13 protein-coding genes are annotated in these 14,137 nt (G+C 74.8%); all 13 read left to right on the forward strand.

Annotated features, from left to right (window positions below):
• Positions 1-1,179 (forward strand): N-acetylmuramoyl-L-alanine amidase (locus tag PSR1_RS15005; RefSeq protein WP_152643363.1); only part of this gene is annotated, 1,179 nt, incomplete at its 5' end.
• 101 nt (positions 1,180-1,280) lie between these two features.
• Positions 1,281-3,149 carry a M61 family metallopeptidase gene (locus PSR1_RS15010; protein ID WP_059438315.1) on the forward strand — a complete coding sequence of 623 codons (1,869 nt, stop codon included), beginning with the start codon at positions 1,281-1,283 and terminating at the stop codon, positions 3,147-3,149.
• Between the two features lie 45 nt (positions 3,150-3,194).
• A complete protein-coding gene (gene glnD, locus PSR1_RS15015; protein ID WP_059438316.1) occupies positions 3,195-5,987 on the forward strand; it encodes a [protein-PII] uridylyltransferase in 2,793 nt (930 codons plus the stop codon).
• 226 nt (positions 5,988-6,213) lie between these two features.
• Positions 6,214-7,158 (forward strand): RimK family alpha-L-glutamate ligase, encoded by a 945-nt coding sequence (locus PSR1_RS15020; protein WP_059438317.1) that lies wholly within the window; start codon positions 6,214-6,216, stop codon positions 7,156-7,158.
• A complete protein-coding gene (locus tag PSR1_RS15025) occupies positions 7,151-7,546 on the forward strand; it encodes a general stress protein (protein ID WP_012526193.1) in 396 nt (131 codons plus the stop codon). The genes PSR1_RS15020 and PSR1_RS15025 overlap by 8 nt, the downstream gene beginning before the upstream one ends.
• 24 nt (positions 7,547-7,570) lie before the next feature.
• Entirely contained in the window at positions 7,571-7,765 is a 195-nt protein-coding gene (locus PSR1_RS15030) for a hypothetical protein (protein ID WP_011420745.1), read from the forward strand.
• 114 nt (positions 7,766-7,879) lie between these two features.
• Positions 7,880-8,503, forward strand: a complete 624-nt coding sequence (locus tag PSR1_RS15035; protein WP_059438318.1) for an L-threonylcarbamoyladenylate synthase — start codon at positions 7,880-7,882, stop codon at positions 8,501-8,503.
• Positions 8,504-8,558: 55 nt separating this feature from the next.
• Positions 8,559-9,455: a site-specific tyrosine recombinase XerD gene (gene xerD, locus PSR1_RS15040; protein WP_059438319.1), complete on the forward strand. Its 897-nt coding sequence runs from the start codon at positions 8,559-8,561 to the stop codon at positions 9,453-9,455.
• A gap of 177 nt (positions 9,456-9,632) precedes the next feature.
• On the forward strand, positions 9,633-10,250 hold the full coding sequence (locus tag PSR1_RS15045; RefSeq protein WP_237757999.1) for a site-2 protease family protein: 618 nt from the start codon (positions 9,633-9,635) through the stop codon (positions 10,248-10,250).
• 17 nt (positions 10,251-10,267) lie between these two features.
• Positions 10,268-11,260, forward strand: a complete 993-nt coding sequence (gene trpS, locus PSR1_RS15050; RefSeq protein WP_059438321.1) for a tryptophan--tRNA ligase — start codon at positions 10,268-10,270, stop codon at positions 11,258-11,260.
• A gap of 28 nt (positions 11,261-11,288) precedes the next feature.
• Positions 11,289-12,194 (forward strand): ScpA family protein, encoded by a 906-nt coding sequence (locus PSR1_RS15055; RefSeq protein ID WP_059438322.1) that lies wholly within the window; start codon positions 11,289-11,291, stop codon positions 12,192-12,194.
• Positions 12,191-13,351: an SMC-Scp complex subunit ScpB gene (gene scpB, locus PSR1_RS15060; protein WP_059438323.1), complete on the forward strand. Its 1,161-nt coding sequence runs from the start codon at positions 12,191-12,193 to the stop codon at positions 13,349-13,351. The genes PSR1_RS15055 and scpB overlap by 4 nt, the downstream gene beginning before the upstream one ends.
• A 3-nt stretch (positions 13,352-13,354) precedes the next feature.
• Positions 13,355-14,137 (forward strand): pseudouridine synthase (locus PSR1_RS15065; RefSeq protein ID WP_059438324.1); only part of this gene is annotated, 783 nt, incomplete at its 3' end.

Raw genomic sequence — 14,137 nt, forward strand, 5'->3', positions numbered from 1 at the left:
GCCCGGCCCATGCCGCTGGGCGAGTCCGGCGGCGAGGGCACCGCCACCGTCTCCGAGGTCCGCACCTGGTCGAGCGGCGACTACACCCGCGTCGCCATCTACCTGTCGCACTGGGTGGGCTGGCACAAGCTGGAGCTCGCGCCCGAGGGCGACCGGCCGCGCCGGCTCGCGCTCGACCTGCGCCCGGCGCAGCTGGACGGCAAGGCGGTCGAGCGCGCCGTGGCGGGCGACCAGGTGGACCGGGTGCGCGCGGCGCAGAACGGCCCGAACACCGTGCGCGTGGTGCTCGACCTGCCCGGCGACGACAAGGTGCAGCTCTTCACGCTGGACGACCCGCCGCGCCTGATCGTGGACGTGGGGACGCACGCCGCCATCCACCAGGCGATCGCCGGGGCGACCCGCGCGGCGGAGCCGGCGCCGGCGCCCGGCCCGGGCCCGGCCGCGCCGGCGGGGAAGGCCGGCCCGTCCGCCGGCGAGGGCGAGCTCGGGCCCATCCGCCGCATCGTGGTGGACGCCGGCCACGGCGGCCACGACCCCGGGGCCATCGGCCCGACCCGCGTGCGCGAGAAGGACGTGACGCTCGCGATCGCGCGGCGGCTGGCGCGCAAGCTGGAGGCAGAGGGCTTCCAGGTGGTGCTGACGCGGCGCGACGACCGGTTCCTGGCGCTCGAGGAGCGCACCGCGCTCGCGAACACGGCGCGCGGCGACCTGTTCGTCTCGGTGCACGCGAACGCCCACCCGCGCCGGGTCCGGGCCGGCGTGGAGACCTACTTCCTGAACGTGGCCGACGACCGCTACGCGGCCCGCCTCGCCGCCCGCGAGAACGGGCTCGACGCCGAGGACGGGCCGTCCGAGGTGGCGCGCATCCTGAGCGACCTCGACGCGAAGGCCAGCGCCGACAGCTCGCGGCGGCTGGCGCAGCTCGTCCAGCGCGAGGTGTGCGCGGGCGTGCGCTCGCGGGTGGGCGACGTGAAGGACCTCGGCGTGAAGAGCGCGCTCTTCTACGTGCTGCTCGGCGCCCGCATGCCCGCGGTGCTGGTCGAGACCGGGTTCATCTCCAACCGCGCCGAGGAGCGGCGGCTCGGCTCGGCGCGGTACCAGGACGAGGTGGCGTCCGGGATCACCCGCGCCGTGACGCAGTTCGCCCGGGGCGACGCGCGGGTCGCGGCGGCGCGCTGACCCGGCGTGGACCGACGGCCCCCGCGCGGTGCATGGGCCCGGAAGCCCTCGACACGGCGGCCGCTCTCCGCTATGCGTGAAGGCTCTCGCCGGGAGCGTGCATGCTGGGAGCCGCAGTCGCCGTGGGCCTCGCTGCGCTGAGCGCGGCGCCGCCGATCGATCTCGAGGTGGACCTCCGGGACGCGCCCTCGGGCGTGGTCCACGCCCGGCTGGTGATCCCGGCGCGGCCGGGTCCGCTGACGCTGGTCGCGCCGAAGTGGCTCCCCGGCGATCACCGCCCCAGCAACGCGGTGGCGGAGCTGGCCTCGCTGGCGGTGACCGCGGGCGGGCGGCCGCTCGCGTGGACGCGCGACCCGGTGGACCCGTACGCCTTCCACCTCCAGGTGCCGCGCGGCGCGGACCGGGTCGAGGTGGCCCTCGATCAGCTCGCGCCGCCGGCGGGGCAGGGGAGCTCCGCCGCCGGGTCCTCCTTCACCTCGCAGCTCGGCGTCCTGGGCTGGGGGACGGCGGTCCTGGTGCCCGCCGGCGTCCCCGCCGCCGAGCAGCCGGTCCGGGCGCGCCTGACGCTGCCGCGCGGCTGGAAGGCGAGCACCGCCCTGCCGATCGCCGCGCGCGAGGGCGAGGCGATGCGCTTCGCGCCCGCCAGCCTGGAGCTGCTGGTGGACTCGCCGGTGCTCGCCGGGCGCCACCTGGTGGAGCTGCCGGTGCACGCGCCCGGCGCGCCGCCGCACCTGCTGGTGGTGGCGGCGGAGTCGGAGGAGGCGCTGGCGATCCCGGCCGAGCTGCGCGGCGACGTGGAGCGGCTGGTGGCCGAGGCCGGCGCGCTGTTCGGCGCGTACCCGTTCGCCAGCTACCGCTTCCTCGTCACGCTCTCCGACGAGATCGTCTTCTCCGGCCTGGAGCACCACCAGTGCGCCGACATGCGCATGCCGGAGCGGGCCCTGCTCGACCCGGTCGCGCGGCGGACGCGGGCGGGCCTGCTGTCGCACGAGTACGTCCACGCGTGGAACGGCAAGTCGCGGCGGCCGCAGGGGATGGCGACCGCGGACTTCCAGGCGCCGCCCGACGCGCGGCTGCTCTGGGTGTACGAGGGCCTGACGCACTACCTGGGCTGGGTCCTGGCCGCGCGGAGCGGCCTCGGCGGCGCGCGCCTGCCGGACTCGATCGCGGTGGCGGCGCAGGGCATGGCGAGCACCACCGGCCGCGCCTGGCGCTCGCTCGAGGACACCGCCGCGGCGGCGCAGGTGGGCTACGGCGCGCGCAGCGAGGGCGCGTACGCGCGGCGCAGCGTGGACTTCTACTGGGAGGGCGCGCTGGTCTGGCTGGAGGCCGACGCGCGCATCCGCCGGGAGTCCCGCGGCGCCCGCTCGCTCGACGACTTCGTCCGGGCGTTCCTGGGCGGTCGGTCCGGCGGGCCCGCCGTGTCGGCCTACCGGGTCGAGGACGTGATCGCCGCGCTCGGCAAGGTGGCGCCGCTCGACTGGGCCGGCTTCCTCGAGGCGCGCGTGGTCCGTGCGCGCCCGGAGGCCCCCACCGCCGGGATCGAGGCGGCCGGGTGGCGCCTCGCCATGAGCGAGACGCCCAGCTCGCTGCAGGCGGCGCAGGAGCGGGTGCTCGGGTCCTTCAACCTGGAGGCGTCGGTCGGCCTCTACCTCTCCGACGACCGGGTGGTGGACGTGGTCCCCGGCTCCCCGGCGGCGCGGGCGGGGATCCCGCCGGGCGCGAAGCTCGTGGCGGTGAACGGCCGCAAGCACACGCGGCAGCGGCTGGAGGACGCGCTGCGCGCCACCGAGCGCGGCGGGGCGCTGGAGCTGCTGGTCGAGTCGGGTGAGCGCTTCCACACGCACGCGATCGCCTGGCGCGGCGGGCTGCGCTACCCGGTGCTCGTCCGGGAGGCAGGGGTGCCCGATCTGCTGGCAGCCGTCGCCGCGCCGAGGACGGTCGCCGCCGTCCACGCGCCGGCGCCGTGATCGGCGGCGGGAGCGCGGGGCCGGCCGACGCTATACTCCGGCGCGATGCCCCCCCCCGCGCTCGACGCCCTGATCAACCTCCCCGTGGCCGCGCCGTTCGAGTTCGAGGCGAAGCTCGCCGAGCTGCCGCAGGTGACCGGCGATCCCAGGGCCGCGTTCGCCGAGCTGCGCCGCTACGTCGAGGACGTCCACCGGGCCGGGGCGAGCGGGCACACGGTGGTCCGGCTCCAGAGCGCGGCCATGGACCGGGTGGTGGGCGCGCTCTGGGACCGCGCGGTCGCCGAGGCGGGCCAGGCGCACGCGCCCTCGCCGGTCTCGCTGGTGGCGCTGGGCGGCTACGGCCGGCGCGAGCTGGCACCGTTCAGTGACGTGGACCTGCTCGTGCTCCACGCGCCGGGGAAGCCGGACGCGTTCGTGAAGACCGCGGCGGAGCGCCTGGTCTACGCGCTCTGGGACCTGCGGCTCGAGGTCGGCTACGCGGTCCGCGACCTGAAGACCTGCGACCAGCTCGCCTCCGAGGACCACACCGCGCGCACGGCGCTGCTCGACCTCCGCTGGCTGGGCGGCGACCGCGACCTGTACCGCGAGCTCGAGCGCGAGGAGCTGCACGGGCTCTCCACCGCCAAGGTGGAGAAGTTCCTGCAGGACAAGCTCGACGAGATGCGCGGCCGCCGCGAGCGCTTCGGCGACTCGCTCTACCTGCTCGAGCCGAACGTGAAGGAGTCGGAGGGCGGGCTGCGGGACCTCCAGTCGGCGCTGTGGCTGGCGCGGGTGCGGTTCAAGGTCGCGGGCATCACCGAGCTGCTCTCCCGGGCGCTGCTGCCGGAGCGCGACATCCGGGAGATGCGCCGCGCCCGCGACTTCCTGTGGCGGGTGCGCAACGAGATGCACTACCTCGCCGGCCGCAAGTGGGACCAGCTCACCTTCGACGTGCAGCCGCAGGTGGCGCTGGCGATGGGCTACCGCGACCGCGAGGGCGCGAGCGGGGTCGAGGAGTTCATGCGCCACTACTACCTGGCCGCGAAGGCGGTGCTGGTGGCGTGCGACGCGATCGTGGACCGGTGCCTGGAGACGCAGACCGCCACCGGCTGGCGCATGGTGCCGCCGCCCGCCGCCACCATCGGCGCGGAGCGGCCGGTGCCGGTGCTGCAGGGCCAGCCGACGCGCGCCGCGGACCGCTTCCTGCCCGGCGGCGAGCTGAAGGTGTTCCGCGGCCGGCTCACCGTCTCGGACAAGGACGTGCTGCGCCGCTCGCCCGCCGCGCTGGTGCGGCTGTTCGCGGCGGCGGACCGGGAGCAGCTCGACCTGTACCCGTACGCGCGGGACCTGGCGGCGCAGGTCGCCGAGGAGCTGCCGCTCGAGGCGGCCGCCGACCCGGAGCTGAACCAGGAGCTGCTGGCGTGCTTCACGCGGCCCGAGACCCGCGGCCGGTTCCTCACGCAGATGCACGAGCTGGGCGTGCTGCCCAAGGTGCTGCCGGAGTTCGCGCGGATCACCGCCCGCCGCCAGATCGACGTCTACCACGTGTACACGGTGGACGTTCACTCGCTGTTCGCGGTGCGCCGGCTGTTCGCGCTCCGCTGCGGCGACGTGAAGGAGCCGGTGCTGGGCGAGCTCATGCGGGCCCAGGCGCGCCCGCTGGCGCTCTACCTCGGCACCCTGTTCCACGACATCGGCAAGGGCGCCGGCAAGGACCACTCGGTGCGCGGCGCCGAGATCGCCGCCGAGGCCTGCGTGCGGATGGGCGTGGACCCGGACGACGCCGCCGACATCGAGTGGCTGGTGCTGAAGCACCTGCGGATGTCCGCCATCGCGCAGCGGCGCGATCTCTCGGACCCCGATCTCATCCACGCGTTCGCGGAGGAGGTCGGCACGCTCGACCGGCTGGAGAAGCTGTACCTGCTCACCTACGCGGACATGGCCACGGTGGGCCCGCGCACCTGGACCGAGTGGAAGGCGCGGCTGCTGCTCGAGCTCTTCGGGAAGACGCGCGAGGTGCTGCAGCGTGGGGAGCGCCGCCCCGAGCCCGGGACGGCGGAGGCGGCCGGGCGGACGCGGGTGGCCGGCGCGCTCGCCGCCAGCCCCCGCCACGCGTCGGAGGACGACCGGCGGCGCTTCGTCGCCGCCATGCCGGCGCGGTACTTCCTGACGGCGGGGCCCGACGAGGCGCCGCACCACCTGCGCCTGCTCCAGCTCGGGCGCGACCGGGTGCTCGCCGGGGCGCTCCGCCACCGGCGCGACCTGGGGGTGACCGAGCTGGCGCTCACCGCCCGCGATCGCCCCGGCCTGCTCGCCACGGTGGCGGGCGTGCTGGCGGCGCACCGCATCGACATCCAGCACGCCGAGGTGTTCTCCAGCTCGCCCGATCCCGCGGCGGCCGGCTGGCTGGCCGGCCGGGCGCTCGACGTGTTCGAGCTGCGCGGGCCCGACGACGGGCCGGTCGAGCCGGCGCGGTGGCGCGCCGCGCGCCGGGACCTGGCGCGCGTGCTCGCGGGCGAGGAGCCGCTCGGCGCCCTGATGACCCGGCGCCTGCGCGCCTCCACGGTCGCCGCGAAGCCGCTCCCCCGCGTGCCCACCAAGATCGTGATCGACAACCACAGCGCCCGCGCCCACAGCGTGGTGGACGTCTTCACCGCGGACCGGGTCGGCCTGCTGCACACCGTCGCGCGCACGTTCTTCGAGCTGGGCGTGTCGGTGGACCTGGCGCGCATCGCCACCGAGGGGCACCGGGCGGCCGACGCGTTCTACGTCCGCACGGCCGACGGCCGGCCGCTGGAGGGCGAGCAGGCCGAGCGCGTGGTGGCCGCGCTCGAGGCGGCGCTCGCCCGCGCCGACTGACCGGCGCATTTCACGGTCCGTTCCTCCGCACCCCGCCGCCGAGGGCACGCCGGCGGGCACGCCGCGCACCGGCGACGCACGCCCGGCGGCCTCACGGGCCGCGCCACGGGCCGGACCCGGCGGGACCTCCGAGAAAGGTTCGGGATGGCGCGCCCTTGTCCTGCCAGCCGGGCATGGACACCATGTTGCGCGGCGGTCGGGGTGGGGGAAGGGAAGCAAGCCTCGCATGGAACGCTTCGTCCGGATCGGGGTCGTGACCGCCTGGCCGGAGGAGGACTGGCACAGCAAGCGCTTGCTCGCTGCGTGTGCCCGGCGGGGCGAGGCGGTGGTGATCGATCCGTCGGCGATGGCGGCCGGCGTGGGGGCGGAGGGCGTGGGGGTCTCGCTCGGCACCATGCGGATGGAGGAGGTGGACGCGTTCGTGCTCGCGCGCGGCCTCGGGCGGGCCGGCGATCCGGACGCGCAGTTCGAGATCTACCGCGCGATGGAGGGAGCCGGCGCGGTGGTGGTGAACCGGATCGAGGCGCTGCTCGCGGCCCAGGACAAGTTCCGCAGCTCGTGGCTGCTGGTCCGCGCCGGGGTGCCGACGCCGCCGGCGGCGGTGGCCCAGGCGCCGGCGGGCGCCGAGCGCGCGCTGGATCGGCTCGGCGAGTCGGTGGCGAAGCCGCTCGCGGGCTCGCTCGGCGAGGGCGTGGAGCGGGTCCGCCCGGATCGGGCGGGGCGGGACCGCGTCCGGGATCGGGCGGGGCGGGACGGCGCCGTCTATCTCCAGGCGTACGTCCCGCACCCGGGGCGCGACCTGCGCGTGTTCGTGGTCGGGGGCACGACGCGGGCCGCGATGGTGCGGCACGCGCCGCCGGGCGAGTGGCGCACCAACGTGGGCGGCGGCGGGCGGGTGGAGGCGGTGGACTGCCCCGTGGCGGTGCGCGCGGTGGCGGAGGCGGCGGCGGGCGCGCTGGAGCTGGACTACGCCGGCGTGGACCTCGTCATGGGCGACGAGGGCCCGACGGTCATCGAGGTGAACGGGAACCCGAGCTGGCAGGGGATCCTCGAGGCCACCGGCCTGGACATGGCGGAGGCCATCGCCGAGCACGTGCTCGCCCGGGCCCTGCGCCGGCGGAAGACCAGCGACCACATTGTGCGTGAACGGACGGGGGCGACACATGGCTGAAGAGAAGAAGGGCGGCAGCAAGGGGGCGATGACGGTCTCTGAGGCCGGTCGCAAGGGCGGGGTGCGGGTCCGGGAGACGCGCGGCCGGAAGTTCTACGAGGAGATCGGCAAGAAGGGCGGCGAGACCGTGAAGGCCGAGCGCGGCCGGAAGTTCTACGAGGAGATCGGCAAGAAGGGCGGCGACACCGTGAAGGCCGAGCGCGGGCCGCGCTTCTACGAGGAGATCGGCAAGAAGGGCGGCGAGACCATCAAGGCGGAGCGCGGGACGCCCTTCTACGAGGAGATCGGCCGGAAGGGCGGGCACAAGGTCCGCGAGCTGATCGAGAAGGGGAAGGCCGGCGCCGAGGAGGAGGCCGGGAAGGGCGAGGGCATGGGGGACGATCGCTAGCACGCGGACGGGAGGGGGACGGGAATGGCGGATCACGAGGAGAAGGTCGGGCGGGGCGAGCCGGACGAGGGCCGGCGCGGGATGACGGTCTCGGAGGCGGGGCGCAAGGGCGGCATCGCCGTGCGCGACGAGCGCGGGCACGCCTTCTACGAGGAGATCGGGAAGAAGGGCGGCCAGAAGGTCCGCGAGCTGATCGAGCGCGGGAAGAGCCGCAGCTGACGAGGGTCCGTTCGCGCCGCGGACGCCCGCCCGCCGTACCGGGAGGGCGCCCGCGGTGCGCGCCTCCGCCGCGGTGCTTGGGGAGCCGGCGGAAAGCTGCTAGATCGCGGGCCCATGCCGGCCGCGCCCATCGTCGAGATCGACCCCCACCACCCGCAGCCGCGCGTGATCGAGCGCGCCGTCTCGGCGCTCTCGTCGGGGGGCGTCATCGCGTACCCCACCGACACGTTCTACGGCATCGGCTGCGACCTGTTCGACAAGCGCGCCATCGAGCGCATCTACCAGCTGAAGCAGCTCCCGCGCACCCACGAGCTGGCCTTCATCTGCCAGGACCTGGCGGAGATCTCGCGCTACGCCATCGTGGACAACGCCGCCTACCGCGTGCTGCGCCGCAAGGTGCCCGGGCCGTTCACGTTCATCCTCCCCGCCACCCGGCTCGTCCCCGAGCTGGTGCTGCGCCGCCAGAAGACCGTCGGCATCCGCATCCCCGACAGCCCCATCGCGCTCGAGCTGGTGCGCCGGCTCGGCCACCCGCTCATCTCCACCTCGGCCGCCCGGCCCGACGGCGACGTCCTCATCGACGCGCACGACATCAAGGAGGAGCTGGGCCACGGGCTCGACCTCATCCTGGACGCCGGGTTCCGTCCGGCCGAGCCGTCGTCGGTGATCGACCTCTCCGGCCCGGAGCCGGTGGTGGTCCGGGTCGGCAAGGGCGACGTCTCCGACCTGATGGAGTGACGCCGGCCGCCTCCGCGAACTGGACGCGCGGCGGCGCGGCGCTATCGTCGGCGCGATGTCCGCGCTGGAGCCCGCCCTCGACCTGTTCCTCGCCCACGTGCGCGTGGAGAAGGGGCTCGCCGAGAACAGCGTCGAGGCCTACGGCCGCGACCTGCGCCGCTACCTCGAGCACCTCGGCGAGCTGGGCGTGGACGCCTGGGAGCGGGTGGGCCGCGCCGAGATCCAGGCCCACCTCGCCGAGCTGGTCCGCCGCGGCCTGTCGCCGCGCTCGCAGGCCCGGGCGCTCTCCGCCATCCGCTCGCTGCACAAGCTCCTCGCCGCCGAGCGCGTCACCCCCGCCGATCCGTCCGACGAGATCGAGTCGCCGCGGCCCGGACGCCGCCTGCCCGGGCTGCTCTCGCACGACGAGGTGGACCGCCTGCTGGCCGCGCCGGACGTGCGCAGCGCCGCCGGGATCCGCGACCGCGCCATGCTGGAGCTGCTCTACGCCACCGGGCTGCGCGTCTCCGAGCTCGTCTCGCTCCAGCTCAACGACGTGAACCTCGAGACCCGGGTGCTCGTCGCCCGCGGCAAGGGGAACAAGGAGCGGATCGTGCCGGTGGGCGCGCCCGCCGCCGAGGCGGTGAAGGCCTACCTGGCGGTCGCGCGGGAGCGGCTGCTCCACGGGCGCCGCTCGAAGGACCTGTTCGTCACGCCGCGCGGCGGCCGGATGACGCGGCAGGGGTTCGCGAAGATCCTGGACCGCTGCGCCCGCCGCGCCGGCATCCGGCGGCGCATCTCGCCGCACAAGCTGCGGCACTCGTTCGCCACCCACCTGCTGGAGGGGGGCGCCGACCTGCGCGCGGTCCAGGCGATGCTGGGCCACGCCGACGTCTCCACCACGCAGATCTACACCCACGTGGACCGCACCCACGTGAAGCGGCTGTACGACCGCTTCCACCCCCGCGCCTGAGCCGCGCCACGGTCCCGGGCGGAATCGGCGCGCCCCCGCTGTTTCGGGGGGAGCGGGCCGCGGCCCCGGCGCGTCCGGCGGCCGCCGAGCGCGTTGACCGCCCGGCGCCACGCTGCTAAAGAACCGCTTTTCCCGACGAGGCTTTAGGCAATGGGGTTCGACCTCCAACGCGGGCTGATGATGCTCATCCCGCTCGTGCTCTCGCTTTCCGTGCACGAGTTCGCGCACGCGTGGAGCGCCTGGAAGCTGGGCGACGACACCGCGTCCCGGATGGGGCGGCTCACGCTCAACCCCATCGCCCACGTGGACCCCATCGGAACCGTCCTGCTGCCGCTGCTCGGCATCCCGTTCGGCTGGGCGCGCCCGGTGCCGGTGAACCCGGCGCGGTTCCGGCAGAACGTGAACATGAGCACGGGGATGGCGCTCACCGCGGCGGCCGGCCCCATCTCCAACATCCTGCTCGCGGTGCTCTCGACCGTGGCGCTCGCGCTGTGCTGGCGCTGGGCCCCGACCGCCATCGCGCCGGGGCAGGGCGTGGGCGAGCTCCTGCAGATCATGGTCCTGCTGAACGTGAACCTGGCGCTGTTCAACCTCATCCCGGTCCCGCCGCTCGACGGCAGCCGGGTGGTGGACGGGTTCATGCCGGCGCGGCTGCGGCCGCAGTGGGAGCGCGTCACCGCGCTGTCGCCGTTCCTGCTCCTCGCGGTCTTCATCTTCGCCGGCCGCATCATCTCGGGCCCGTCGAGCTTCGTGGTCGGCCTGCTCGCCCAGCTCGCCGGCGCCATCAGCGCCTGACCCGCACCCGGAGATCCATGTCCTCGAAGCGCCCCATCATCGTCAGCGGCATGCGGCCCACCGGCCGCCTCCACCTCGGCCACCTGCACGGCGCGCTCGCGAACTGGGTCCAGCTCCAGGACGGCAACGAGTGCTTCTTCTTCAGCGCGGACTGGCACGCGCTCACCACGAACTACCACGACACCTCGGTCATCAAGCAGGCCGAGCGCGAGATGTTCGTGGACTTCATCGCCGCGGGCATCGACCCCGCCAAGGCGACGCTGTTCATCCAGAGCCGGGTGAAGCAGCACGCCGAGCTGAACCTGCTGCTCGGGATGATCACGCCGCTCGGCTGGCTGGAGCGCTCGCCGACGTACAAGGAGCAGCGGGAGAACATCACCGACCGCGACCTCGCCCTGTACGGCTTCCTCGGCTACCCGGTGCTGATGACCGCGGACATCATCCTGTACAAGGCCACCCGCGTGCCGGTGGGCGTGGACCAGGTGCCGCACCTGGAGCTGTCGCGCGAGATCGTCCGGAAGTTCAACTTCCACTACGGCGAGGTGTTCCCCGAGCCGCAGCCGCTGCTCACCGCGGCGCCCAAGATCCTGGGCACCGACGGCCGGAAGATGTCGAAGAGCTACGGCAACACCATCGACCTGGGCGAGAGCGCCGAGTCCACGCAGAAGAAGATCATGGGCATGGTCACCGACCCGGCCCGCAAGCGGCGGCAGGACCCGGGCAACCCGGACGTCTGCGGCGTGTTCTACCTGCACAAGGTGACGAGCGACGCCGAGACGGTCGCCTGGGTGGACCAGAACTGCCGCACCGCCGGGATCGGCTGCGTGGACTGCAAGAAGAAGCTGCTCGAGCGGCTGCTGCCGCAGCAGGAGCAGATGCGGACGCGGCGCGAGGCCCTGCTCGCGAAGCCGAAGGACCTCGACGATCTCGTGCAGCTCGGGACGGAGAAGGCGCGCGCCGCGGCCGAGGCGAACATGGTGCAGGTCCGCGCCGCGATGAAGCTCGAGTAGGACCCACCACGGGGGGCGGTCCGCCGGGATGGCCAGGAACACCGACACGGACGCCGGGCTCGGCGCGGACTCGCCGCGGGCCGGCGACGCCGACGCCGACGCGCGCGCCGCGGCGGACGCGTTCCGGGTCACGCTGCCCCCGCTCCGCGAGGGCCAGCCGCCGTTCGAGGGGCCGCTCGACCTCATCCTGCACCTCGTGAAGGAGCACGAGGTCGACCTCTTCGACATCCCCATCGCGCGCATCACCGAGAGCTACCTCGCCACGCTGGAGGCGATGCGCGAGCTCGACATCGACATCGCCGGCGAGTTCCTGCACATGGCGGCGCAGCTCCTGCTCATGAAGAGCAAGCTGCTGCTGCCGCGCACCGAGGTGGCCGAGGACGCGGCCGGCCCCGAGGACGCCGGGGTGGACCCGCGCGCCGAGCTGGTGCGGCGGCTGCTCGAGTACCAGAAGTACAAGGCCGCCGGCGAGGAGCTGGGCGGGCGCGACATCCTCGACCGCACGGTGTTCACCCGGCGCGTCCGCGCCGAGCGCCCCGCGGCGCCGGAGGGGCCGGAGGGGCTCGCCGACGTCTCGGTGTTCAAGCTCATCGAGGCGCTCGATCGCGCCATCGCGCACGCGCGCCCGGAGCACTCGCACGAGGTGATCACCGACCGGCTCACCATCAGCGACGCCATCTCGCGCGTCGCCGACGTGCTCCGCCTGCGGCGCCGCGCCACCTTCGAGGAGCTGCTCGCCGGCCCCGCCGAGAGCCGGAACACCAAGGCGAACGTGATCTCCACGTTCCTCGCCATCCTCGAGATGGCGAAGCTGAAGCTCATCCGCATCTACCAGGCCGCGCTGGAAGAGGCCGGCCCCGGGGCGGAGATCCTCGTCGAGGCGAAGGACACCCTCGGCGACGACGTGACCCTCGGAGAGGAGGACTACCGATGACCGAGCCCACCGACCGGCCGACCGCCGCGGAGGACGTGCCCGCGCAGGACGGCGCGGGGCCGGAGGGCTCCGCCGCGGTGCCCGAGGCCGGGGCGGCCGCGCCCGTGCCGGAGCAGGCCGCGCCGGAGGCGGCGGAGCTCGCGGGGGCCGCGGCGCCGGCCGGCGCACCCGAGGCCGCGCCCGCTGCGCCCGCGCCGTCGGTCTCCGCGGCCGAGCTGGACGCGCTCCAGGCCGCCGAGGAGGCGAAGCAGGGCGACCCGGCGCTGGACGAGGTGGAGTCGGCCGACATCGACGTCGCCGACGACAAGGAGCTGCCGTTCGAGAAGCTGGCCGCGGCGGCGCGGCGGCTCAGCGCCGACCGGGTCCGCACCGTGGTGGAGACGCTCCTGTTCCTGGCCGAGCGCCCGCTGACGGTGGAGGAGATGCGCGCCGCGAGCGGCGTGGACGTGGAGCGGCTGGAGAAGGCGCTCGACAAGCTCTCCGGCCACTACCGCGAGGGCCCCTGCGGCATCGTGCTGCACGAGGTGGCCGGCGGCTGGCAGCTCCGCACCTCGCCGGACAACTCCGACTTCGCGCGCCGCTTCCTGAAGGTGAAGCCGCAGCGGCTGACCCGGGCCGCGCTCGAGACGCTCGCCATCATCGCCTACCGGCAGCCGGTGACCCGCCCCGAGATCGAGGACATCCGCGGCGTGGACTGCGGCGCGGTGGTGAAGGCGCTGCTCGAGCGCAAGCTGGTCAAGATCCTCGGCAAGAAGGAGGAGCCGGGCCGGCCCATCCTGTACGGCACCACCCGCGAGTTCCTCGAGTTCTTCGCGCTGAAGGACCTCGCCTCGCTGCCCACGCTGCGCGAGTTCCACGAGCTGTCCGAGGAGCACCGCGACATCGTGGAGAAGGAGACCCCGGCCGAGCAGGCGCCCGGGATCGAGGGCATCGTGGCGGAGCTCTCGGACGAGAAGCTCCGCGCCGAGCTGGAGGCGAAGCGCGCCGAGAGCGACGCGGCGCTCGACGAGCTGGAGCAGGCGATGGCCGCGGCGGACGAGAAGGCCCGCGCGGCCGAGGCCGCGCTCGCCGAGAAGAAGCGGGTCGACGAGGCCGAGGCCCGGGCCGACGCCGAGCCCGGCCCCGCACCCGGCGGACCGCCCGCGGCGGGGAGCTAGTCCATGGCCGAGGAGCGGCTGCAGAAGTTCCTGGCGGGGGCGGGCATCGCCTCGCGGCGCAAGGCGGAGGCGCTCATCAGCGCCGGCCGGGTGCGCGTCAACCAGCGCACCGTGACCGAGCTGGGCACGAAGGTGGACCCGGGGCGCGACCTCGTCACGGTGGACGGCGCGCTCGTCTCGCAGCCGGAGCAGCGCAGCTACTACCTGCTCTACAAGCCGTCCGGCTGCGTCACCACGGCGTCGGATCCGCAGGGCCGCCCCACCGCCATGGAGTACCTGCGCGGCGTGCCGGGGCGGCCGTTCCCGGTGGGCCGGCTCGACTACGACGCGGAGGGCGCGCTGCTGCTCACCGACGACGGCGAGCTGGCGAACCGCCTGGCGCATCCGCGCTACGGCCACCAGCGCGTGTACCTGGTCAAGGTGAAGGGCGATCCGCCGGCGGAGGCGCTCGAGCGGATGAAGGCCGGCGTCCGGCTGGAGGACGGCCCCGCGAAGGCGATCGAGGTGGCCGTCCACGAGCACGCCGACCGCAACGTGTGGATCCGGGTGGTGGTGGGCGAGGGGCGCTTCCACCTGGTGAAGCGGCTCTGCGAGGCGGTGGGGCTGCAGGTGCAGCGCCTGTTCCGGCCGGAGTTCGGCGGCATCGGGGTCGGCGGGCTGCGGCCCGGCAAGTTCCGCCGGCTCGAGCCCGAGGAGGTGCGCGCGCTGCGGCAGCGGGTCGGGCTCGAGTCCGGCACGCCGGCCCGGGGACCGTCCGTGCGCGAGCTCCCGAAGGCGGCCCGCCGC

Origin of the sequence: Anaeromyxobacter sp. PSR-1, from assembly GCF_000964525.1 — a bacterium.
Taxonomy (GTDB): domain Bacteria; phylum Myxococcota; class Myxococcia; order Myxococcales; family Anaeromyxobacteraceae; genus Anaeromyxobacter.